Genomic DNA, 22,853 nt, shown 5'->3' on the forward strand with positions numbered 1-22,853 from the left:
GCCGAGATGGCACCAGGATTGCTTGCAGCGCCTGTACCACGGACCACGACCATGAAGGCGCCGGGAGCGCAGAGGGGGCAGCTTTGGCGCAGACAAGCAGCACAGGCCGGATGCGGCAGATCTTCAACCACGACATCATGGGCTGTACGGCCGATGGCGTCAGCGGCAATCACCTCTACTCCGGTCGCGCCCTGGGCCTGAGCGAGCCGGGCGACGTGGTGCAGCTGCATCCGGACCTCGCCGGCGAGTGGGACGCCATCCGCGCCCACTACGAGCGCGTCGGGCTCCAACACAGCACGGACATTCTTTGGGATGTAAGCCACGCCCGGCTCGCGGAGTACCCGGAGCATACCGTGTCCGTGTTCTTCTTCGGCCCGGATGAGCATGCCGTGCGCCCGGATCAGCGCTGGCTCGACAGCGTCGCCGCCATCAACTCCAAGAACACCTTTATGGCAGTGGCGGACGAGCTCGGCGTGCCCGTGCCGCGCACCATCCCCTTTGCGACCGTCGACGCCATCGGCGAGGCCGACATCGCCGCCGCCCCCTACCCCTGCTACCTGAAGGCGGCGGTGTCCGTGTCCGGCGTCGGCATCCATCGCTGTGCGGATGCAGATGCCCTGCGGGTCGCCATCGGGCAGTTCGCGCCCGGCACGCCGGTGCAGATCCAGCAGGAGGTCGCCACGGACGTCTTTCTCAACCTGCAGTACCGCTGCGATGCCGACGGCGTCTGCCGCCACGCCGCCACCGAGCAGGTGCTCGACGGCTTCGTGCACCAGGGCAACCGCCATCCCGCCCGGCACACCCCGTGGGACAGCGTCGAGGCCATGGCCCACTGGCTGCACGACGCCGGCATGCAGGGGGTCTTCGCCTTCGACGTGGCCGTGGTGGGCAAGGATGCGGACCCGGAGTTTCTCGCCATCGAGTGCAACCCGCGCTACAACGGCGCCAGCTACCCCACCGGCATCGCCCACAAGCTCGGCATCGAGCCATGGCTGGCCAAGGCGTATCACACCCGCCACCGCAGCCTCGACGCCGTGGACCTGAGCGGCATCGAGTACGATCCCGCCAGCGGCACCGGCATCATCCTGGTCAACTGGGGCCCCATCCTGATCGGCAAGCTCCTCGTGCTCATCGCCGGCGACGAGCCGACCCAGGCCGCGCTGGAGCAGGCGCTGCTCGCCCGGCTGTAGGCCCGGGGGCTCGCCTTCGCCACGGGCGCCCCCATCGTCACCAGCATCGCAAACCTGTCCCCGCGGCGCAGCGCTGACGCCAGCCGGCACCGGCGCCGCCGCGGGCGCACCAACAGGCGCCCTGCCGGGCGCCGAGGTCGAGAGCGGCATGCAAGACAGCTTCTCCCTGATGGTCCACGGCGGCGCCGGGGCGCTCGACAACGTCAAGGACGAGCGCACCGCCGTGCGCTATCTGGAGAGCATCCGCGTGGTGCTGGAGCACGGCCGCGCCATGCTTCAGCAGGGTGCGAGCGCCGTGGAGGCGGTGGAGTCCTGCGCCTCGCAGCTGGAGGATGACCCGCTCTTCAACGCCGGCTGCGGCTCGGTGCTCAACGAGAACGGCAAGGTGGAGATGGACGCCGGCATCATGGACGGGCGCGACCTCGCCGCCGGCGCCGTCGCCGCCGTCGGCAACATCGCCAACCCGGTGCAGCTCGCGCGCCTGGTCATGGACGGCAGCGAGCACGTGCTGCTCATCTCCGACGGGGCGCTGCACTTTGCCGAGCACTGCGGCATGAAGCTCACCCCGGATCACTATTTCTTCACGCCGGACCGCATCAAGCAGCTGGAGCAGGCCAGACTGCGCGGGCGCATCATGCTCGACCACGACGAAGACGGCGACGCGCAGAAATACGGCACCATCGGCGCCGTCGCCCGCGACCGCGACGGCAACCTCGCCGCCGCCACCTCCACCGGCGGCATCGTCAACAAGCGCATGGGCCGCGTCGGCGACTCCCCCATCATCGGCGCCGGCGTCTATGCCGACAACGAGACCTGCGCCGTCTCCGCCACCGGCTACGGCGAAGAGTTCATGCGTACCGTCTTCGCCAAGACCATCGCCGACGCCGTGGAATTCAAAGGCGTCGACGCCGCCGGCGCCGTGGACTACGGCATCGGCTACCTCACCCGCAAGGTCCAGGGCCGCGGCGGCGTCATCTGCATCGACGCCGCCGGCCGCTGCGCCAGTGGCATGACCACCCCCAAGATGATCCACGGCTGGATCGAGCACGGCGGCGACACCGTCTGCCGCTTCTGACGCCGACGCGACGGCGCTGGGCCGCTCCTCGCCCCTCGCCCCTCGACGGCAGATTGACCGAACACGCCAACCCCGCTATCCTGTGCTGCTCGATAGGGCGCGTAGCTCAGTGGGAGAGCACTGTCTTCACACGGCAGGGGTCGCTGGTTCGAAACCAGCCGCGCCCACCATGCAAATCAAAGACTTAAAAGCCGGCTTCGTGCCGGCTTTTTCGTTTGTGCCCATTCTGTGCCCAAGCTGTGCCCCGATGCGGTGGGCGATCTGACCGGGGTCATGGGCAGGCGTGACTCCTACCCGCAGTCGGGAGATGCCTCCGGCGGCATTGCCACTGCCCCGTCCGGCATGACGAATCTCGAAGTCTCGCGCCCACCTGCCGGCCCTGATGTCCAGGCAGTCTGTCTTGGTTGCGGGGCCATAGCTGGAGACGGTCGCGCGCCATAGGGCGGGTTGGCCAGGCGCGGACAATGTGGCGCTGGGTGTAGAACTCGCCGGCATAGCCGGCGGAGTCGGCGGCGACCTGCTTCAGCAGGTCCTCGTAGATCTCGGACAGCACGTGCACGTCGGTATCGTCGGCGAAGTGCAGCCGGTCGATCTGCGCGACCACACGGGCGAAGGTGATACCGCGGCGGCAGTAGTTGCGCACGTTCTGGAAGATGCGCCGGAAGCGCTCGGCCAGCTCGTCGTCGCCGAGGCCCTTGCCGGGCTCGGTGCTGGTGAGCTTGGTCCAGAGCCTGCGCCGACTGACTTAGGGTCGGCGTCAGCCGCAAGCGGCGCCGGCACTTGGGCTACACTCGACAGCGTGGACTACCGGATCGCGCCATGACCCTCACCCAAGAAGACATCGACTTCATCAAGGCCAACATGGCCGACTGGCTGGCCGAGCAGAGCCTCGGCAAGCCGCCGGCCGTGTACGAGATCGAGCTGCGCGAACGCATGGTGCGGGTGGAGGAGGAGCTCAAGCACCAGCGCGAGCTGATGCTTCAGGGCTTCGCGCAGATGGACAAGCGCTTCGAGCTGGCCGAGAAGCGCCACGACGAACTGCGCGAGGACATGCTCGCGCGCTTCGAGCAGGCGGATAAGCGCCATGAAGCGCTGCGCGAGGACATGCTTGCGCGCTTCGAACAGGTGGACAAGCGCTTCGAACAGGTGGACAAGCGCTTCGAGAGTGTGCAGCAGGACATCCGCGAGCTGCAGCGGCGCATGGACCGGTTCATGGTCTGGTCCTTCGGGACCACCTTGGGTGTGGGCGGACTGGTGGTGACGCTCGTCAAGTTCTGGAATCCTTGAGCCCGCGACCGCCGGCGCCGCCTGTCTCCTTCAGCGCTGCATCCAGGTGCCGCCGCGGTGGGACCCTAACCGCCCGTTGGCCGTCACGGGCAGCCGGGCACCTCGATGGGCGTCGGCAACAGGTCGACAGCAGCGTCGTAGCCGCTCTCGCAGCAGCTGAGCGTGCCGCCGGACCAAGGTTGGCTCCTGGGCGACGGTGACTGCGCCTATCTCGGCGGCGTCAAACATCGGTGCTGCTGCGCCCGTCTGGTTCATGATTGACTCCTGCCTGAAGCACGGCGGTAGATATCCACCTTGGTCTCCAGGCAGGGTCGCAGGCTGAAGTCGTTGGCGCCGATGGCGTACCAGCTGTCCGGCTTCTGGTAGAAGTCCAGCCCGCGGCCGATCTTGATGCACCAGCCGTTGTCGAGCCGGATCTCCCGATCATGCAGGTGCTCGTTGACGCGCACGTCCAGCACCACGTCGATCTCGAGCAGACTCTGTTTCAGCGCCTCCATGGCCTCGTGCAGGGCCTTGAGGTCGGTGTGCTCGTCACAGCTGGTGGTGAGCGTGATCCGGCGCAGCCCGGGCTGCTTCACCACGGCCTCGCAGAAGCGCACGAAGTTGCCGATCTGGTGGCGCGCACGGATGTATGGATCTTCGATCTCCACGGCCCTCGCACCCGCCAGGTAGGGACCGATGATGGCGTCGTAGGTGTAGCCGGTGGCACCGTAGTGGATGGTGAAATGCTGTTCCTGCGGCTGCGCCGTTGCGGGTGCCTCAGCTTGGACGCGCTCTGGTAAGGCGCCGTCAGCAGCCGCGGGGGTCGTCTCGTCGGTGGACCCGGCGACCTCCGCCGGCGGCCCTGATGTCGCAGTCGCCTTGTCCGGCGCCGCGTCCTCCGCTGTCTCGCTCAGGCGCCGACGCATCGGCTCCAGCGTGGCCGGTGCATTCCGGGTCTCCGGGCAGTGCACGGTCACCTGGTTGCCCTCGGCGTCGAGGTAGGCCAGATCGATGCGTGCAAATTCGTCATCCGGCTTGCGCTTGTTCATCTGCTCCTTGATACGCCGGCGGCCTTCCACCGCGTAGGCGACGTACTCGTCGAATTCCTCGTCGCTCGGCGGCTCCAGCGGGTGCAGAATCTTCAGGAAGGCGCTGACGGTCTTCTTGATGCCCTTCTCGTCGCGACCCTCGACATTGCGTCCCAGGCGGATACGCTTGCTGACCTCATCAAAGCGGTTGGTGTGCTTCAGCTGGTAGTGGAAGGCCTCGGCCAGATAGTCCGTGATGAGACCATAGCGGTCGGTGAGGTACGCGCTGCCGGTCTTCGGCATCTCCCAGCCGGGCAGATAGCAGGCGAAGCGGTCCATCACCGCCAGGTCGAACTGGGGCGGCAGCGGCTGGAAGAGGTCGTATTCCGTGGAATTGACGATCTGCTCGATGGACTGGTCGATGTTGCCGACGAAGGCCATGCTGGCATCGGCAATGACCTCGACGCCACGGGAGAAGCGGCCGTTGGCCATGTAGTCCTTCAGGATCTGGATGGTGTCCGGGTCCTTGACCTTGATGCCGCCCACCTCGTCGAAGGCCACGGTGTCCCAGAAGCCCACCAGCCCGATCTTGCTGCGGGCGTTGTTGTAGAACAGCACCGCCTTGGTGGCCTGGCCGCCGCTGATGAGCGTCGAATAGGGCGAGAACTCACTGAAGAAGTAGGACTTGCCGGTACCGCGCGGGCCGAGCTCGATGAAATTGAAATTGGCCTCCACCAGGGGCGCCAGCCGGGCAATGAAATGGAGCTTGCGCCGGCGGTCCAGCCTGCTCGGCTCCAGCCCGACGGAGCGCAGCACCACGTCCAGCCATTCGTCACGCGTGAACGCGGCGCGCCCCTCGCCATAGGCGTCGAACTTGAACCGGCTCAGCTGAATGGGGCTCAGGTCCTCGACGTAGAAGGCGTCGTTGTCGGCGTCCACATCGTTGTGGGCGACCACCACCTCGGCCCAGATGCCGCCCTCCAGCAGCCGCTCGTTGTCCCGGTAGAAGCGCTCGCCGACGGCGATGCGCTGGGAGGCGATCTCCGCCGGCTCGTCGCTGGCGCAATAGCGCGCCAGCAGGAACTCCAGCACGAAGGTGGGCACATTGGTGCCCTTCTTGATGCGGTGCAACAGGTCCTTGCGAACGACCTTGCCCGCGAAGACGGCGTTCAGCTTGCGGTCCAGTGCGTCCTGTGCGGCGGTGTCGTTGACCTCACTCATCGTTGCATCACCGTGAAGAACATGCACCGGGACCGGGACGGAAGCGAGTCTGCATCTTTAATGCACTGAATGCCTGCCATGGTTCCCATGCCGCGCGTCTGGGTCGATTGGTTGCGTGCCCCGGCGACCGGAAGCGGAGCTTCCACGGCGGCATCGCGAAGCAGAGCTTCGCGACGAGATGGAACAAGCCTCGCAGGCCCCTCGCGCCTCGCAGGCCCCTCGCGCCTCGCAGCCCCCTCGCGCCTCGCAGCCCCTGGCCGCGACGCTCCAGCTTCGCGACCCAAGCGGCGAAGCTCTGCGTCGCGAATCGCCGGCAGAGTCGGTCGCAGGACCGGCCGGAACCATGTCCTGCATGGCGCCTTTTCACACCGCGTAGTCCGTCTCCAGCGCCAGCTCAGCGTAGGTTTCGAGCGTCGTCGGGTTCAGGGCCTTGAGCCGGAATTTGCCCTCGAAGTCCATCTGCATGCGGATGGTCACCTGCCGGCTCTGCCCCGGCTGCAGGGTCACGGTGCCCGTGGCCGGGTTCACCGGGCCGCCGGCCTTGGCCTCGCCGACGATCCTGCCCTGCTTGTCGTGCGCCTCCAGCAGGATCTCGACGCTGCGCAGCACCAGCAGATCCACCTGCGCCGGGAGCTTCGCCTTGCCGCGCGCGAAGTCCGTCAGCTTCAGCGCCTCGAAGCGATCACCGAAGCGCTTCTTCAGCACGTCGAGCCGCTGCGCCAGGTTGGCGGCGGGCGTGTCGTCCAGCATCGGCACCAGCGCATCGTCCTGCCGGGCGAGGTACAGCCGCGACCCGGCGCCCGGCAGCAGGCTTGCCATGCCGACGGACGTGATGGTGGGCAGCTGGGCTGCGGCGGCCAGCAGCTCCACCGCCTCGTCCTCGGCCAACTGCTGTTGCAGCGCGACCCCCAGCTCACAGCGCAGGGCATCCACCAGGAACAACGCACCCCCCCGGCCGCTCTGGCCGAGCACCGGCGCGACGAAGCGGTCGAACACACCGGCATTGGCCAGGCCCCCGGACGGCGGCCAGCCTTCGGTCTCCAGATGCTTGGTGAACACCAGCTGCACATCCTCGGCGAGCTTGCGGTAACGCCCGCGGGCCTGCTCGATGAGCGCGTCCAGGGTGCCGTCCGGGTCCAGCACATCGCTCACCGCCTGCTCCAGTTCCCGCTGGCAGCGGTCCATTTCGCGCAGCCGCGTGACATAGAAATCCGCACAGGTCCTCCACCAGCGGCCGGGCCGACGGCAGGGCCTTAGTGGCGGCGTCCGCGTCGGCGCCCCCTTCAGGGGAGACATCGGGCAGGTCGAACACGAGCTCGCTGAAGAGCAGAAACCGCCAGAGCTCCGCGGCAATCGTGGACCAACCCTTGGCGCGCGTCTTGAGCTTGAGCCCCGCGGCCGACAGGAACAGCTCCTTGGCCTCCGACACCCAGGTGTCGTCCTGCCTGAGCGCCGCCTCCTGGGCGTCGGTGGGCGCCAGCAGCGCCATCAGGATGTCGCGGCTGGACTCCACCTGAAGCAGCCCCCGCAGCCGCGGCCAGCCGACGGCATCCACCACCGCGAAGCCGGGCTCGGGGTCGTCGGCGAAGACGCGCCGGAGCGCGGTCTTGTGGTCCGGCTTGGCCTTCAGGCAAAGGTCCAGATAGCTGTCGCCATCGCCGTCCGGAAACACGGCGCCGGCGGCCTCGTAGACAGAGAAGGGGTCGCGCTGACGCGCCTCGTCCGTGGCCGGGCGATCTGCCGGCACATAGACCAGCAGCCCCTGCACCGGGTTGCCCGGCCGGCCCAGCCGCACGAAGCAGGCCATGGCCTCCTCGCGGGCCAGGATGCTGCCCCCGCCGGTGTCCACCACCTGCACGGCATCGCTCGCGAGACCGAGGCAGACCTCCCGCCAGCGCCGTGCCGGGTCGTAGACCACCAGCACATGATGGCGCTCCAGGCGCGGGCGCAGGACCTCCTGCTAGACGAAGGTGGCGATGGACATCAGCGTATTTCCCTGCGCCCGTTGGTGCGGTGCCGAGCCCGCCCGGTGGGACGCGAACCGGCCTCACGCGGCACCGGGCAGCGGGTGGAAGGACTCCTCGTTGACAAGGTCGCCGGCGAAGGCCAGGGCCGCCTGGATATCCTCGCGAGTCAGGTCATACTCCGCCTGGATCTCCTTGAAGTTCATACCGCCGGCGAGACTGCCGACGATGATGGCGACAGGAACGCGCGTACCGCGAACCACGGGCCTGCCATGGCAAACGGAAGGGTCGATTAGAATGCTTTCATGAGCGGACATTACGCCTCCGGCCGTTGAGCTCAGCAGGTTCGGAATGGACATTCTCCGCCTCTCGCGGCGCTTGTGCGCATCGGTGCGCCCCGGGAAGCAAGCGCGGTGATGAGCCGCTCACGCGGTCTCTTCGGCCGGCGTCCGCGCCCCTCGCCGAATGCCTGGTCGGCAACCTAGCCAAGCCGCCCGGTCCGCGCAAGGTGCACGGCCCTGCGCCCTACCCCGCCGGCGGCTCATACAGCGCCTCCCGGCCGTGCGCGATGGCCAGCGAGCGGTCGCTGCGGCACTTCTCGCGCGCGCGCCCGGGCCAGTAGTGCATGGCGAGCCGCGCCCAGTCGTAGTGGCCGCGCTGGAGCTTCTGCCAGGTGTCCTTCAGGGTGCGCTGCCAGGGGCCGTGGCGGAACAGCGGCCAGAGCGGCGCAGCGGTGATCTGCACGCCGTCGTCGTGGTGGGGCTTCCAGCCGGGGGCGATGTCGAGCAGGGCCGTGCGCAGGTCCATCAGCTCCGCCTCAAGGTCCGTCAGGCGGGCCGGCTCGCACTCGTCCGCGCCGCTGCGGGCGGTGTCGGCGCGCAGGGTGCGCAGGGTCTCGCCGGTGCGCCGCGCTCGATGTCGCCGAGGTAGCTCAGGCTCACCGCCCCGGCGCCCGCCGCGCGGCGCATGTACGCGACGAAGGTCGGCTGGGTGAAGCCCGCGCGCTTGCGCGCCAGGCGCAGGTTCCGGCACACGCAGCGCGCCTGCTCCTCAGCGCTCAGGGCTTCGAACGGGGCATCGGGCAGCTCGGGCGGGGCGACTTCGCGGCGTGGCATCGGGGACAATCTCCAGGCGGCAGCACCGGACGGCACTGATGACAATCTGGCAGTACGAGCGGCGCCGAAACCGCATCAAGCGACACCATAGCCCGCTTGAAGCGGTTTTGCACTCGGCTACCGCACAGCGCGACAATGCCGCATGCCCGACGCCGCCGTCATCCCCATGAAGACGTCCCCCAAGTCCCCCATCGACGGCGCCCGCCTGCGCGCCGCCCGCGAGCGCGCCGGCCTCTCGCAGATCGAGGTCTCGCAGCGGCTCGGGCTCTCACGCGGCGCCTGCGGCGAGTGGGAGCGCGGTGAGAAGGCGCCGCAGCTCGCAACCTTCGCCGCCCTCTGCCGGCTGCTGGAGGTCACCCCCAACCACCTGCTCGGCTTCGGCCCGCAGGACCAGGCCGGCCGCCACAGCGCCGCCGGCACCGGCGCCCGGCCCCGCGCGGGCGCCAGCCCCGCAGCCGGCCCCGCAGCCGGCCCCGAGGCCATCCTCGCCGACGACAGCTTCCCGGACGGCCTGCGCGCGCTGGCCGACTCCGTCAGCCACCAGGCGGCGCTGCGCATCACCCCGCCCGAGTGGGCCGCGCTCGCCTCCCTCGACCTCCCCGGCGGCCTCACCCGCGAGGGCTACATCGGCCTGCTCGTGCTCCTGCGCGCCGCCGCCGTACAGCGCAGCTACGCCGCCCGCGAGCCCGCCCCGGCCCCCTTCGACGAGGCACGCGGCGAGGCGCGCGACAGGATGATGTAGAGATGGCAAAATCGCCCGACGTACGGGACCGGGCAGGAAGGTGATATCCCAGCCCCAAACCTGGTTCGGGCTGTCGGCGGTGTGGCTCGGCGGCGGTGCCGGTGCGCGCAAGGCCTTGGCCCCGCCGCGGTGGTGCTGGGCGTCGGCGGCGCGCAGCACGCGGTAGAAGCTGGATTCGGAGGCCTTGCAGATGCCCTGGTCGGCCAAACACGGGACGATCTGGCTCGGCGGCAGGCTGGCGTGCTCGGGGCTGTCGCAGATGGTGAGTACTTCGCCGCGCTCGGTTTCGCTCAGCGCGTTGGGCGGGGTGGGCCGCTTGGCGCCGGGGCGGCGGCCTTCACCCGCCCCGCCGTCGCGGGTCCAGCGCTGCACGCTGCGCAGGCTCAGGCTTAAGCGCGCGCACGCGGGCGCTTTGCGGGCGCCGGCGGCAACGGCATCGTCGATCAGCTCGATGGCTTGACGGCGATCTCGGGTGCTGATCATCCTAAGAGGGGTGACTGCGCCATCTTCGGTGCGGGCGATGCGCCGCTGCTGCGGGTCGATGCGGTAGCCGACGGCAGCTTCGGGGATCGGCCGCGGTTGGACCGGCGTGTAGCTGACTAAGCTGTCCTGGTGGTCGTAAGTGTCAACCTGCGCGCTGTTGACCTGGGTGCGGCTGCCGTTCGGGGTGGTAGCCGTAGTCGATGGGCCAGCTGCTGCCGTCCTCGGTAGTCAGCGTCTCGGCCGCGAGGTGCAGCTCTGCATCGTAGTCGACGGCGAGGGTGGCATTGGCGCTGCCGGCTGCGCTCTCGGTGAGCGGCAGCAGGCCGTTGTGGGTGAAGGTGAGGCTCTCCCCGTCGGTGCTGGCGAGGCGGTGGACCTGGCCGGTGGCGTCGTAGGCGCTGTCGATGGTGTTGTCGATGCGCCAGAGGCGCCGGTGGGCGCGGTTGCTCTCGCGCCGCGGTTGCTCGGGGTCGAAACCGCGCTCGTAGCGCAGGGTAATGGCGGAGCCGTGGTCGGGGGCAGTTAGGGTCGGGTCGCCGTCGGCATTGTAAGGGGACGCTGGTCACGATCTGGGATGCCACTCCTCCGCTGTTGCGGATATCGATAGCAGCGATGTGCAATGGGCGAGCCGACCCCGCCTCCGCTCTTCGCCAGTGCCGCCGATGCTGGGTTGCAAAACCTGGCCCCATTTGCCGCACCTGCAAACCGCCGCAAGATGCAGAAGGCGCAGCACGAGCGCAAGGCGGAGATCGCCAAAAAGCTGTGCTGCGGCAACCAGGCATACGCGGCCGATCGGCATCAGCGTCCTGCGTAGAGCTGGGCATACGCCTCCGGCTCGAGAATCTCCCGAATATCCACGAAGCTGCCGCTCGGGCGCTCCCGGAGCCGGGGCAGGACGTCCAGCACGCGGGCCGCGGCGGTGGCCGGATCAGGCATGCGCTCGCTGCCGCGGGCGTCTTGCAGGCGCTTGAGCGCCGGGAAGGCGTCGGCGTCCGCCTCGTCGCAGAGGTAGTCCATCATGGCGGTGTCGATGATGCCGGGAGCCAGCGCCGTGATATGGGTGTGCGGGAGCTCGTGGGCGTAGAGCTTCGCCAGCATGTTGAGCGCGGCCTTGGAGAGGGCGTAGGCGCCCCAGCCCTTGTTGCCGAGCACGGCGGCGCCGGAGGAGATCATGACCAGCTGATCCACCGGGCGGCCCCGGGCGTGGAGCCGGTCCATGACGGTCTTGTTGGCCCAGAGGTTCACGTCCATGACCTGCTTGGCGTCTGGCAGCGGCGTCTCGGCGAGCAGGCGGATCTGGCCGACGACGCCGGCGTTGAGCACCACGAGGTCGAGCCGCTCCACGCCTGCGAGCAGCGCGTCCAGGGCGGCGGGGACGGCGTTGGTGTCGGTGAGGTCGCAGGTGGTGTCGCAGATGCCGGGCAGGTCGCAGCCACGGCGGCTGACGCCGTAGACGGCCCAGCCCTGTTGCAGGAGCCGTTCTGCCAGGGCGCGGCCGAGGCCGCTGCTGGTGCCGGTGATGAAGGCGTTGGGCATGCGCTCCTCCGTTGCGTGCTCAGACCAGCAGCCGCCGCCGCGCCAGCGCCAGCGCCAGATAGAAGCCGGCGCCGGCGTAGAGCACGAGCACAGCGACATGCAGGGCCACGTCCGTCACCGGCAGCCCCGCCACCAGCGGGCGCGCCAGCGCCACGGCGTGGGTCAGCGGCAGCACCTGGATGGCCGCCTGCATGGCCGGCGGCAGCCCCTCGATGGGGTAGAAGACGCCGCAGAGGATGAGCATGGGCGTCACGGCGAGCACGAAGTAGTAGTTGAAGAAGTCGTAGTTGCTGGAGACCGCACTCACCACCAGGGCGAGCCCGCCGAAGCAGAGGCCGATGAGGAAGGCCACCGGCAGCGCCCAGAGCGCTTCCCAGCCGCCGGTGACGCCGAGCAGGGCGGCGACGGCGAGGATGGCGGCGGCGCTGAAGCCGGCCTTGGTGGCGCACCAGAGCATTTCGCCGGCGAGGATGTCGTCCAGCGTCAGGGGCGTGGCCAGCATGGCGTCGTAGGTGCGCTGCACGTCCATGCGCGTGAACACCGAATAGGTGCCCTCGAAGCTCGCCGTGGTCATGGCGCTGGAGGCGATGATGCCCGAGGCGAGGAAGGCCAGGTAGGGCATGCCGCTCATGGTGTCGATGAAGGCGCCCAGACCGAAGCCCAAGCCCAGCAGATAGAGCGTCGGCTCGCCGAAGTTGAGCACGACGGCGGGGCCGATGAGCTTGCGCCAGACGCGCAGGTTGCGCCGCCACACCGCAAGCGCGCCCCAGCCCGGCTGGGGCAGTGTCCAGTCAGCTTCCATCAGCCGCATGCTTACAGATCCCACAGTCAGGAATGCCCGGGCTCAGTCCCGCAGGTCCCGACCGGTGATGCGCAGGAAGACATCCTCCAGGCCCGCGGGTCGGTGCAGGTAGACGAGCGCCGGGTCCTGTTGCAGGAAGTCCAGCAGCGGCGCGCTCTCGTGGCCGTAGCAGTACAGGCTGTCGCCCTGGGCCTCGAGCCGGCAGCCGTGACGCTCGGCCAGGGCGGCGAAGCGGCGCGTGTCGCCGGCGCGGACCTCGATGACCTCGGGCTCCACATGGCGCTGGATCAGCTCCCGGGGACTGCCACGGTCCAGAATCCGTCCGTGGTCCATGATCATCAGCTCGTCGCAGAGGCGCTCGGCCTCTTCCATGTAATGCGTGGTGAGCAGCAGCGTGGTGCCGCGGGCGCGCAGCGCGGACAGCCTGGACCAGATGACATGGCGCGCCTGCGGGTCGAGCCCCGTGGTGGGCTCGTCCAGCATCACCAGGTCCGGGGCGTTGATGAGCGCCCGGGCGATGGTGAGCCGGCGCTTCATGCCGCCGGAGAGGGTGTCGGTCCTGGCGTGGCGGCGCTCGGTGAGGCTTGCGAATGCCAGCAGCTCCGGCACCCGTGCCCGGGCGGTGGCGGCGTCGATGCCGAAGTAGCTGGCGTGGACCTCCAGGTTCTCGTCCACGCGAAAGTCCGGGTCCAGGTTGTCTGCCTGGGGCACGACGCCGATGCGCCGGCGGATGGCCCGGCCCGCGGCCGGCATGGGCAGGCCGAAGACGCTCAGGCTGCCGGCGGTCATGGGCGTCATGCCCAGGATCATGCGCAGCGTCGTGGTCTTGCCGGCGCCGTTGGGCCCGAGCACGCCGACACAGCGCCCCGGGGCGATGTCGAAGCTCACGCCGTCCACGGCGGTGAAGCCGCCGTAGTGCTTCACCAGGCCGGCGGCGCTGACGATTGGGGTCATGCGGGGTGTCGGACGGCGTGTGGGCGGTGGCTTGACGGCGGCACGGGGCTCACTGGGCGCTGGCGGCGGGAGCGAGGCGTCGCTCGCTTGTGCGTCTTCAGCTGATTCCGCGCGCCGCGGCGGACCTTGCGTTCAGCAGTGCGGCCGAGCGGGCAGCGGATGATACGGCTGCACACGCAATGGCTCACCTCCCCGGGTAGCCGGGCGCACCACGCGCTTACGCCGAAGAGCCGCGGACCAGCTGCAGCGACGCCCCCGCGCGCAGCCGCTTGGCGGCGGCATACTCCTCATCGGTCATCTGGCTGCCGACGATGTTGCGCAGCAGATCGGCGTCGGCGTCGCCCTGCTCCACCGCCAGGGACAGCCAGTAGTGCGCCTGCGCCAGGTCGATGGCCACGCCCCGGCCCTCGGCATAGATGAGCCCGAGGGCGTACTGGGCGTCCACCTCGCCGCGCAGGGCGGCGTCGCGCACGACGCCCACCTTGCTCGGGTCGTTGCGCAGCAGAATCAGGTCTTTGAGATAACTGTTATCACTCATGGCGGTTGGCTCCCGCGCCGCTGCGCGCCGGGGTCGTTCATCATATTCATCAAAGCTTGTGGACAGCGCCTTCGCTGTCGGCAGCGCAATCGCAGACCCTGCCCCGGAGGTCCAGTCCCGGGCTCACTCCGACCGCGGCGCCTCGTAGCTGCTGAGCAGCGCATCATAGGCATCGAAGCCGACGATCTCCCGCACCTGCTCGAAGCTCACCCGGTACCTGGGCGTCTGGCCCGAAGCCAGCTGCGCCAGGGCCACCTGCATAGCATGCACGGCGCAGGCGAGCAGCGTCAGCGGATAGGCCGCGAGCCGGTAGCCGAGGTCGGCGAGCCGCGCCGGGGGCAGCAGCGGCGTGATGCCGTCCTCCAGCATGTTCACCATATGGAGACCCGGCACCGCGCGGCAACAGCGCTCCATCTCGGCTTCGCTGCGGGGGGCCTCCAGAAACAGCACGTCGGCGCCGAGGTCCGCGAACGCCTTGAGGCGGTCGATGGCCTCCGCCAGCGCGCGCTCGGGGCCTGCGGCCGCCTCCAGCGCGCTGCGGGCGTCGGTGCGGGCGACGATCACCAGGTCGGTGCCCGCATCCCGGGCAGCGACGGCGGCGCGAATGCGGCGCTCGGCCTCGGTGCGGTCCACCACCTCCCTGACCCCGGTGTGGCCGCAGCGCTTCGGGGCCACCTGGTCCTCGATCATGATGCCGGCGAAGCCCGCGCGGGCGAACTGCGCCACGGTGCGGTGCACGTTCACGGCATTGCCGTGGCCCGTGTCGCCGTCGCCGATCACCGGAATGGACACTGCGTCGCAGATGGAGCGGCCCTGGTCCAGCATCTCCGTGACGGACAGGAGCCCCGTGTCCGGCAGCGCAGCGCGCGCCGCCGAGACGGCAAACCCGCTCATGAAGCTGAGTGGAAACCCCGCCTGCTCAACCAACCGCGCAGAGAGCGCGTCGAAGCAGCAGGGCATGGTGCGGCAGCCGGGCTCCGCGAGGAGGCCGCGCAGCCTGGCCGCGGGGGTTGGTGTATCGGGCGAAGACATGGACGCGATCACCAGGGAGGCAGCAAGCGCAGGATGGACACAGCGGTTTTGGCACTTGACGGCCTGAGACCACAAACGCGCCGGGGCTGTTCCACAGCGCCCACGACACCCACCCGCCGCCCGCAGGCGCCCCACCCTGCGCACAAAGAAAAAAGCGCAAAAGAAAAGGCGGGGATCACCCGCCCATCTTACGTCCCTTGATCGGCCGTGCGGGTGCTGGTGACACCCCGGCCGGCGGCTGCCGCTTGCCCGCAGCCCGGGAAGCCGGCCCCGGGCGTGCGGCGCAACGGCGAGCGCCCTTCAGCTCTTGACCCAGTTACCGAAGTTGTCGGTGCTCTTCCCCTCGCCGTCGGTATAGCCCGCCTCGTAGGCGTCGGTGATGCGCTGCTCTTCGCGCTTCGGGTTCTGCAGGAAGCCGCATTGCCAACCCTGCACGTACTCGTCGTCGACACCCATCTGTTCCATCTTGGTCACGGCGTCGTAGTAGAACTGGTTCATCTCCGCTCTCCGCAATCGCGTTCTTGGTGTTGCGCTCTCGGCCCGCGGCCTACAGCCGGAGGCGTTGCTGACGGGCGCCGCCTGCTTGAGACCGCCCCCGCGTTGCACCGCCCCGGGGCTGCATGTCCCGGGCCACTCGATACAGCCTGCTGACCGGCCCCGAGCCGCCCGCCGCCGGCGCACCGGCGGCTCAAGACTGGACGACTGCGATCCCCGACCGGCTTGGTCAGCTTAACGAATAAGCATACCGTTTTTTTCTAATGCGTGCCAGCGCGGACGCCGGGCGGCAGCCGGGCGACACTGGGACGGGCGCCGCAGGTACTTGCGACGCGGCACCGGGCGCACCATGTCTGTAGGTCGTGTCGAGCATCACTGCCCGGGCTCAGCCACGGCGCCCACCGGTCGCTGGACACTGGCCGGCCCGACGCGGCGTGACAAGGCTCACAGGCGCCCCCGAGGCGCTCACAACAACCTCACTCAGGAGATTGCCGCGCATGCGCCCCGCCCAACTGCTCCGCGTCTTAGAGCGCGAATTCGCCAGCACCGCCGAAGGTCATCACACCCCGGTGATGCTCTGGGGGCCGCCGGGCGTCGGCAAGTCGCAGATGGTGGCCCACATCGCCGAGCGCCACGGCGTGCCGGTCATCGACATCCGGCTCTCGCAGATGGAGCCGAGCGACCTGCGCGGCATTCCCTTTCGGGTGGAGGACAAGGTGGAGTGGGCAGTGCCCGCCATCCTGCCGGACGCCGAGCGCCACGGCCCCGCGGGCGTGCTCTTCCTGGACGAGATCACCTCGGCGCCGCCGGCGGTGTCCGCGGCAGCCTATCAGCTGATCCTGGACCGCCGCCTGGGCGAGTACGAGGTCCCGGAGCACTGGGCCATTTTCGCCGCCGGCAACCGCCAGGGCGACCGCGGCGTGACCTACAGCATGCCGGCGCCGCTGGCCAATCGGTTCTCGCACTTCGAAGTGGAGACGCACCTGGACGACTGGGTGGCCTGGGCCTACGCCACCGGCATCGACGAGCGCGTCATCGCCTTCCTGCGCTTCCGCCCGGAGCTGTTGTTCGACTTCGACCCGGCCCACAACCCGGTGGCCTTCCCGTCGCCGCGCTCCTGGGAGTTCGCGCACCGGGCGCTGCGCAAGTTCGAGCAGGAGCCGCAGCTGCTCCAGGGCACGCTGCAGGGCTGCGTCGGGCCGGCGGCGGGCGTGGAGGTGACGGCCTTCGTCAACAGCCTGGACCAGATGCCTGATCTGGACGCCATCTGCTCGGGCGAGGACGTGTCGGTGCCGCGGGAGATCGACCTGCAGTACGCCGTCGCCGCGGCATTGGTGGGCAAGGCCATCCGCGCCAAGGATAGCGAGGACGGCCGGCAGGTCATCGGCAACATCCTGGCCTACGCCGGGCGCTTCCCGCAGCGGGAGATGGGCGTCATGCTGGTCTCCGACCTGCACCGGGCCATCGGCAACGATCTGTTCGAGGTGCCCGCGTTCGCGGACTGGGCCAGTGCCGTTGCGGATGTGATGCTTTACGAATGAGGGCGGAGGGCCAGCGGCCAGGGCGCGAATCCTCAGCCCTCAGCCCTCAGCCCTAGAGTCGCACCTGCCGGAGCAGACGGATACGCACCCCAATGACCGACACCACCGACATCGACCTGAGCGCCATAGAAACCAAACTGGCCTCGGCACGCACCCGGTTGATTCTGGACAAGCCCTTCCTCGGGGCGCTGGTGCTGCGCCTGCCTATGGAGCCGGCCAACGCCGACTGGTGCCCGACCACGGCGACGGACGCCAAGCGCTTCTACTACAACCCGAGCTACATCGACGCCCTGTCGCTGGACGAGACCCAGTTCATGCTCGCCCACGAGGCGCTGCACTGCGCGCTCTCGCACTTCGCCCGCCGCCAGCACCGGGTCAAGCATCGCTGGGACCTCGCCTGCGACTACGCCATCAACCCGCTGCTGGTGGACGACGGCCTGAAGCCGCCGCCCAACGCGCTGCTGATGCCCATGTACAAGGGCATGACGGCGGAGGAGATCTACCCGCTGCTGGACGACGACGACCAGTCCGAGACGCTCGACACTCACGCCTACGACAGCGAATCCGACGGCGGCCAACCAGGCGAGCAGCAGGGCGAGCAGCAGGGCGAGCAGAGCAGCCTGGACGAGCGCGACATCCAGCAGCAGCAACAGCAATCCCGCGGCGAGCAGGGTGACGACGGCGAGCGCGGCGGCGCCGAGCCCCGGGCCGACGGCACCAGCGGCAGCAGCCGCGGCGGCGAGCCGGCGGACGACGACAGCCGCAGCGGCGCCGGGGCCGATGCCACGCCCGAGCCCGAGCCCGACCAAGGCAATGACGGCGCCGACAGCCCGCCCCCGCTCACCCCCGACGAGCGCGAAACCCTCCAGGTGCAGTGGCAACAGCGCATGGCGGGCGCCGCCCAGCAGGCCATGCAGGCCGGCAAGCTGCGCGGCGAGCTCAAGCGCATGATCGACCACCTGCTGCAGCCGCAGCTGCCCTGGCGCATGCTGCTCGCGCGCTACATGAACAGCATCACCCGCGAGGACTACAGCTGGTCCCGCCCCTCCCGGCGCGAGGGCGACCACATCATGCCGAGCCTGCGCAGCCACCAGCTCGATCTGGTGGTGGCCATCGACACCTCGGGCTCCATCAAGGACGGCGAGATGCAGGAGTTCATCGACGAGGTGGATGCGCTGAAGGCCCAGGTGCGTGCCCGGGTGACCCTGCTGCCCTGTGATGCCTCACTCTGCGAGGGCGCGCCCTTCCTGTTCGAGCCCTGGGAGCAGTTCCAGCGCCCGGCGCGCATCGGCGGCGGCGGGGGCACCAGTTTCCGGCCCGTGTTCCGGTGGGTGGAGCAGCAGGGACTGCGGCCTGACCTGCTGGTGTATTTCACCGATGCGGACGGCGAGTTTCCCACCGACGAGCCCGCTTACCCCGTGGTCTGGCTGGTGAAGGGCAAGAGCCAGGTGCCCTGGGGGCAGCGCATCCAGCTCAACTGAGGCTGCTTGACTGCATGCTGTGTCGGGTCACGCTGCGCCGACCCCACCGACGGCGTGCCCACAAGTCCCGGTCCCGCAACCCGGCACCCGAGGTCCCGGCGCCCGGACGCGCCACGGCCGTCCCGCAGTCGCGCATTTGCACGAAATTTGTGCGAAATTCTGGGGTCTCAGGTGCACACTGCACTGCCGCCGGATCTTTCCCCGGCGCCGAGCATCCCGAGCCCGTGATGTCGCTGCGCAAACCAGTCTTCCCGCCAATGCCGCCGCTGCCGGCCAGGCTCCGCGCCGTACTCGTCGGCTGCCTGCTGGCGCTCGCCGTGGCGGGGCCGGCGCAGCAGGCGCAGGGTGATGCGCTGGACCTGCCCGACTTCGGCAGCAGCGCCGACACCATGCTGTCGCTCGCCGAGCAGCGTGAGCTCGGGCTCGAGTTCATGAAATGGGTGCGCAAGACCCTGGACGTGAGCACGGACCCGCTCTTGACGGACTATGTGCAGTCCCTGGGCCGCAAGCTGGTGCGGGCCAGCCGTGAGACCAGCGGTCGCTACGATTTCTTCGTCGTCGAGGACCCGCGCATCAACGCCTTCGCAGGTCCCGCGGGCAACATCGGCATCAACGCCGGGCTGATCCTCGCGGCCGAGACCGAATCCGAGCTCGCCGCCGTCATCGCGCACGAAATCGCGCACGTGAGCCAGAACCATCTCCTGCGCTCCTTTGCGGCGCAGAAGCAGATGACCGTGCCGGCCACGGCGCTCCTCATCGCCGCCGCCGTGCTCGGCGCCGCCGTGGATCCGCAGGCCGGCGCCGCTGCCCTCATGGGTGCCCAGGGTGCCCTGGTGCAGCGGCAGATCAACTTCACCCGCGCCAACGAGGAAGAGGCCGACCGCATCGGCATCGACACCCTGGCCCGTGCCGGCCATGACCCCTATGCCATGCCCGGATTCTTCAAGAAGCTCACCCAGGCGGGCCGCATCTACGAGAGCGGCGCACCGGAGCTGCTCCGCACGCATCCGGTGACCACAGACCGCATCGCCGACGCCCTCGCCCGCGCCGAGCGCTTCGGCGCCAGCCAGAAGCCGGACAGCCTGCGCTTCCATCTGACCCGGGCGCACCTGCGCGAGCAGCGCTACAACCGCGCGGAGCAGGCCATCGATCACTTCCAGGACACACTGCGCAAAGGCCGCTACCGCAACGAGACCGCAGAGCGCTACGGCTATGCCCGCGCCCTGGCCCGCGCCGGCCGCCTGGACGCCGCCACCAAGACGCTGGCGCCGCTGCTCAAGCAGTATCCGAGCCAGGTGGAGCTCGTGGCGCTGCAAGCGCAGATCGACCGCCGCGGCGGCGACGCCGCCAAAGCCGTACGCGACCTCAAGGGCGCCGTCGGCCTGTCCCCCGGCAACTGGCCATTGCAGCAGGCCTACGCCGAAGCGCTGCTGGACGCCGGCGAGCCCGCCGCCGCGCTGGCCACACTGGAGCGGCTCATCGCCCTCGAGCCGAATGTGACACCCGTCTACGACCTCATGGCGGATGCCGCCGGCAAGTCCGGCGACCAGGCGGCCGCCATGCGCTGGCGCGCGGAGCGCCTGTTCCGCAGCGGCGACCTGGAGCCCGCCATCCGCCAGCTGGAGCTCGCGCTGCGACAGCCGAATCTCGACTTTCACGCGGCCGCCAGGATTCAGGTGCGCCTGGACGAGCTGCAGGCCGAGGAGCGCCGGCGCGAGGCCCGGCGCTGAGCAAGCCGCTGAGCAAGCCGCTGAGTGAAACCCTCGCAAAACCCCGCAAACCTCGAAGTTTCAGCCGGGAAACTGGCTATTTTCCCGACCCCCGCGATGCGCTATGCTGCGTCCTACGTCGACGTTAGCCCGCCCCGGCTTATCCGCTCGCCCACGGACTGACGGTGCTGAACCGCACTGAAATTTCCGGATGGCTCAGCGCTGCACGGCGGCGACTCAGGCACGAAGTCCCGGCCACAGGGATATTTGATCGGCGAGAGAGAGAAGAACACCTGGAGGCTCGTAGTTGTACCCGTCGCGCCCCGCGCGCATCGCCACCTCGTTCACTGCTGAGACCGCGGGCGGTACGCTTGCGGCGGCGACCACGCAAGCGTGCGGCAGCGCAGGCAGGCGTGCCGACGCGCCACCAGCCACACCTTCCCCCAGGACTTCAACCGTGCGCCGCAGACCCCGCCCCGCCTGCCTGGCCCGACGGCCCCGGCGTGGAGCGCGGCCGAACGGCAGGACGGCGAAGGGGCCACGCACGCCGGTAACCGCCGACACGGCGTCGACCTGAAGAGACCGGCAGCGTGCTGCCGGCCCCGATCGAACGATCGACCCACCCGAACCAACCAACCGATCCAGAGGAGATTCCCCATGATCGATGCGAAGCGCAGAATCCTGCTCAAGGGCTCCCTCGGTGCCGGCGCCGTCGGCGTCGCCGTAGGCGCCGGCCTGCTCGCGCCGCGCGCCGTGCTCGCCGCCTGGCCAGAGGCCGCCTTCATGGCGGAAGACCAGTCCACCGCACTCAAGGACCTGCTCGGCTCCGACACCATCGAGGACAGCGACAAGGTCAAGATCAAGGCCCCGGACATCGCCGAGAACGGCGCCGTGGTGCCGGTCACGGTCGAGGGCGAGGTGGACAGCGCCAAGTCCATCTCCATCTTCGCCGCCGGCAACAACACCCCGCTCATCGCCTCCTTCGAGATGAGCGACAGCTCCGTGCCCTTCGTCTCCACCCGCATCAAGATGGCCAAGACGGCGGATGTGGTGGCTGTCGTCCAGACCGGGGATGGCCTGCTCGGCGCAGCCAAGCCGGTCAAGGTCACCATCGGCGGTTGCGGCGGCTGATCCCGGACCACCGGAGTCTCCCTCAACCCCACCGATCACCGACGGCAACAGCTTCTGAGGTAAACCCACATGTCCGACATCAAGATCCGCGCCAAGAGCAGCAACGGTGTCACCACCGTCAAGTCCCTGATGAGCCACGTGATGGAGACCGGCCTGCGCAAGGACAAAGAGACCGGCGAGCCGATCCCGGCCCACTTCATCCAGGAGGTGACCGCCAAGTGGAAGGACGAGGTCGTCATGACCGCGCTCTGGAGCGGCGGCGTCTCGAAGAACCCCTACCTGTCGTTCAAGTTCAACGGCGGCGAGGCCGGTGACCCCATCGAGATCACCTGGGTGGACAACCAGGGCAACAGCGAGTCCGGCACCGCCGAGATCAGCTGACGCATGAGCGGATTCGGCCGGCGCCGACTCCGCTATGGGCAGACCTGCCGCCGCCGGCCCAGGGCCGGCAGCGGTTTTTTGTTTGCGCGCAGCAGCAGGGGCTTTACGCGTCGCCTCCCCTCGCTGCGCTCTCGCCAGCGTCGCCGAGATGCGCCACCAGGTAGTCCACGAACACCCTGACCTTGGCGGGCACGAAGCGTCGTGACGGCCACACCGCCGAGAGCATCAGCGGCGGGGCGCGCCAGTCGCCCAGCACGCATTCCAGCGCACCGGAGTCCAGGTCCTCGGCGACGATGAACCGCGGCAGGGTGCAGATCCCCATGCCGGCGATGGCCGCGTGGCGCAGCAGATCACCATTGTTGGCGCAGAGCGGCCCGGTCACCTCCAGGGTCTGCGTCGTGCCGGGGTCCTCGCGCCGATGCAGCGTCCACTCTTCCCGCACGCCCAGATTGCTGTAGCGCAGACAGGCGTGGTCGCGCAGCTCGGCCGGCGTGCGCGGTCGGCCGCGCCGGTCCAGATAGGCAGGCGCCGCGCAGAACACGCGCTCAAAACGCGCAATGCGCCGGGCTACCAGACTCGAATCCGTGAGCGGTCCGATGCGCAGCGCCAGGTCGGCACCGGCGGCCACGATGTCCACCATACGGTCATCCAGGTCCAGCAACAGGTGCAGCGCGGGATACCGGGCGTGGAAGTCCGGCAGCAGCGGCGCCAGCGCCCGCACGCCGAACGACAGCGGTGCCGCCACACGCAGCTCGCCGGACGGCGCCTCGCTCAGGTGCGAGACCCGGTCTTCGGCCTCCGACAGCGCCTGCAGAATGGCGGATACATCCCGATAGTAGTGCTCGCCGGCCTCGGTGAGATTGAGCTGCCGGGTGGTGCGGTTGATGAGCCTGAGCCCCAGGTGGCGCTCCAGTGCGGCGATGCGACGGCTCACGGCGCCCGCGGTGGTATCGAGACGCTCCGCAGCACGACTGAACCCGCCGTGGTCCACCACCGCGACGAAGGTCGCCAGGGTCGTGATGTCCGGCAGGCTCAAGCGGCTGACCCGCTCGCGGGTGTCGCCGACGGGCTGCTGTCCGGCGCCGGCATCTCAGAGGTTGTGAAAAATCTGCCGGCCGTCGCGAGGGCGTCTCCGGGCGTGCCAGGCAAGGCGCAGGGAGCCGAAA

General features: G+C 69.3%; 23 protein-coding genes and 1 tRNA gene. 12 read left to right on the forward strand and 12 right to left on the reverse strand.

What is annotated here, in order from left to right:
* The first annotated feature begins 110 nt into the window (after positions 1–110).
* From QZ607_RS04975 to QZ607_RS04995, 5 genes are all read left to right on the forward strand, one after another.
* A complete protein-coding gene (locus QZ607_RS04975) occupies positions 111–1,190 on the forward strand; it encodes an ATP-grasp domain-containing protein (protein WP_295880327.1) in 1,080 nt (359 codons plus the stop codon).
* A gap of 148 nt (positions 1,191–1,338) precedes the next feature.
* Positions 1,339–2,265, forward strand: a complete 927-nt coding sequence (locus tag QZ607_RS04980; protein WP_295880330.1) for an isoaspartyl peptidase/L-asparaginase family protein — start codon at positions 1,339–1,341, stop codon at positions 2,263–2,265.
* Between the two features lie 95 nt (positions 2,266–2,360).
* Positions 2,361–2,435: transfer RNA gene (locus QZ607_RS04985), tRNA-Val, on the forward strand.
* A 296-nt stretch (positions 2,436–2,731) separates the two neighbouring features.
* Positions 2,732–3,088 (forward strand): hypothetical protein, encoded by a 357-nt coding sequence (locus tag QZ607_RS04990; RefSeq protein WP_295880331.1) that lies wholly within the window; start codon positions 2,732–2,734, stop codon positions 3,086–3,088.
* A complete protein-coding gene (locus QZ607_RS04995) occupies positions 3,085–3,552 on the forward strand; it encodes a hypothetical protein (RefSeq protein ID WP_295880334.1) in 468 nt (155 codons plus the stop codon). The genes QZ607_RS04990 and QZ607_RS04995 overlap by 4 nt, the downstream gene beginning before the upstream one ends.
* Positions 3,553–3,803: 251 nt before the next feature.
* Here QZ607_RS04995 and brxL read toward each other — a convergent pair whose 3' ends face one another.
* The 5 genes from brxL to QZ607_RS05020 all read right to left on the reverse strand — a co-directional run bounded on the left by brxL (position 3,804) and on the right by QZ607_RS05020 (position 8,862).
* Complete coding sequence (brxL, locus tag QZ607_RS05000; protein ID WP_295880341.1) at positions 3,804–5,783, reverse strand: BREX system Lon protease-like protein BrxL; 1,980 nt, start codon at positions 5,781–5,783, stop codon at positions 3,804–3,806.
* A gap of 363 nt (positions 5,784–6,146) precedes the next feature.
* Positions 6,147–6,968 (reverse strand): PglZ domain-containing protein, encoded by an 822-nt coding sequence (locus QZ607_RS05005; RefSeq protein ID WP_295880343.1) that lies wholly within the window; start codon positions 6,966–6,968, stop codon positions 6,147–6,149.
* Between the two features lie 862 nt (positions 6,969–7,830).
* Complete coding sequence (locus tag QZ607_RS05010) at positions 7,831–8,106, reverse strand: DUF433 domain-containing protein (RefSeq protein WP_295880344.1); 276 nt, start codon at positions 8,104–8,106, stop codon at positions 7,831–7,833.
* 166 nt (positions 8,107–8,272) lie between these two features.
* Complete coding sequence (locus tag QZ607_RS05015; protein ID WP_295880347.1) at positions 8,273–8,554, reverse strand: hypothetical protein; 282 nt, start codon at positions 8,552–8,554, stop codon at positions 8,273–8,275.
* A 20-nt stretch (positions 8,555–8,574) separates the two neighbouring features.
* Positions 8,575–8,862 carry a hypothetical protein gene (locus QZ607_RS05020; RefSeq protein ID WP_295880350.1) on the reverse strand — a complete coding sequence of 96 codons (288 nt, stop codon included), beginning with the start codon at positions 8,860–8,862 and terminating at the stop codon, positions 8,575–8,577.
* A 142-nt stretch (positions 8,863–9,004) separates the two neighbouring features.
* On the opposite strand from QZ607_RS05020, the gene QZ607_RS05025 reads away from it, so the two are divergent.
* A complete protein-coding gene (locus tag QZ607_RS05025; protein WP_295880352.1) occupies positions 9,005–9,604 on the forward strand; it encodes a helix-turn-helix domain-containing protein in 600 nt (199 codons plus the stop codon).
* A gap of 1,102 nt (positions 9,605–10,706) precedes the next feature.
* Positions 10,707–10,901, forward strand: coding sequence for a hypothetical protein (locus tag QZ607_RS05030; RefSeq protein WP_295880355.1), 195 nt, complete (start codon positions 10,707–10,709; stop codon positions 10,899–10,901).
* Here QZ607_RS05030 and QZ607_RS05035 read toward each other — a convergent pair.
* From QZ607_RS05035 to QZ607_RS05060, 6 genes are all read right to left on the reverse strand, one after another.
* On the reverse strand, positions 10,886–11,623 hold the full coding sequence (locus QZ607_RS05035; RefSeq protein WP_295880357.1) for an SDR family NAD(P)-dependent oxidoreductase: 738 nt from the start codon (positions 11,621–11,623) through the stop codon (positions 10,886–10,888). The two genes, QZ607_RS05030 and QZ607_RS05035, sit on opposite strands and share 16 nt — an antisense overlap.
* A gap of 19 nt (positions 11,624–11,642) precedes the next feature.
* Positions 11,643–12,425 (reverse strand): ABC transporter permease, encoded by a 783-nt coding sequence (locus tag QZ607_RS05040; protein WP_295880359.1) that lies wholly within the window; start codon positions 12,423–12,425, stop codon positions 11,643–11,645.
* Positions 12,426–12,467: 42 nt separating this feature from the next.
* Entirely contained in the window at positions 12,468–13,379 is a 912-nt protein-coding gene (locus tag QZ607_RS05045; RefSeq protein WP_295880360.1) for an ATP-binding cassette domain-containing protein, read from the reverse strand.
* A 217-nt stretch (positions 13,380–13,596) separates the two neighbouring features.
* A complete protein-coding gene (locus QZ607_RS05050; protein WP_295880362.1) occupies positions 13,597–13,917 on the reverse strand; it encodes a sel1 repeat family protein in 321 nt (106 codons plus the stop codon).
* 123 nt (positions 13,918–14,040) lie between these two features.
* On the reverse strand, positions 14,041–14,949 hold the full coding sequence (locus tag QZ607_RS05055) for an isocitrate lyase/PEP mutase family protein (protein WP_295880364.1): 909 nt from the start codon (positions 14,947–14,949) through the stop codon (positions 14,041–14,043).
* A gap of 300 nt (positions 14,950–15,249) precedes the next feature.
* Positions 15,250–15,447 (reverse strand): hypothetical protein, encoded by a 198-nt coding sequence (locus tag QZ607_RS05060; protein ID WP_295880367.1) that lies wholly within the window; start codon positions 15,445–15,447, stop codon positions 15,250–15,252.
* Between the two features lie 494 nt (positions 15,448–15,941).
* On the opposite strand from QZ607_RS05060, the gene QZ607_RS05065 reads away from it, so the two are divergent.
* From QZ607_RS05065 to soxZ, 5 genes are all read left to right on the forward strand, one after another.
* The gene (locus tag QZ607_RS05065) at positions 15,942–16,985 is read left to right on the forward strand and encodes a MoxR family ATPase (protein WP_295880368.1); all 1,044 of its coding nucleotides are present in this window, start codon (positions 15,942–15,944) and stop codon (positions 16,983–16,985) included.
* Positions 16,986–17,077: 92 nt separating this feature from the next.
* On the forward strand, positions 17,078–18,466 hold the full coding sequence (locus QZ607_RS05070; RefSeq protein ID WP_295880371.1) for a VWA-like domain-containing protein: 1,389 nt from the start codon (positions 17,078–17,080) through the stop codon (positions 18,464–18,466).
* 257 nt (positions 18,467–18,723) lie between these two features.
* Entirely contained in the window at positions 18,724–20,196 is a 1,473-nt protein-coding gene (locus QZ607_RS05075; protein ID WP_295880373.1) for a M48 family metalloprotease, read from the forward strand.
* 636 nt (positions 20,197–20,832) lie between these two features.
* Complete coding sequence (gene soxY / locus QZ607_RS05080; RefSeq protein ID WP_295880374.1) at positions 20,833–21,306, forward strand: thiosulfate oxidation carrier protein SoxY; 474 nt, start codon at positions 20,833–20,835, stop codon at positions 21,304–21,306.
* A gap of 69 nt (positions 21,307–21,375) precedes the next feature.
* Entirely contained in the window at positions 21,376–21,687 is a 312-nt protein-coding gene (gene soxZ / locus QZ607_RS05085) for a thiosulfate oxidation carrier complex protein SoxZ (RefSeq protein WP_295880376.1), read from the forward strand.
* A gap of 103 nt (positions 21,688–21,790) precedes the next feature.
* Here the strand turns inward: soxZ and QZ607_RS05090 are convergent, their stop codons facing one another.
* A complete protein-coding gene (locus tag QZ607_RS05090; RefSeq protein ID WP_295880378.1) occupies positions 21,791–22,723 on the reverse strand; it encodes a LysR family transcriptional regulator in 933 nt (310 codons plus the stop codon).
* Between the last annotated feature and the right edge of the window lie 130 nt (positions 22,724–22,853).

The organism is uncultured Thiohalocapsa sp. (assembly GCF_913063425.1).
In the GTDB taxonomy this organism is placed as follows: Bacteria; Pseudomonadota; Gammaproteobacteria; order Chromatiales; family Chromatiaceae; genus Thiohalocapsa.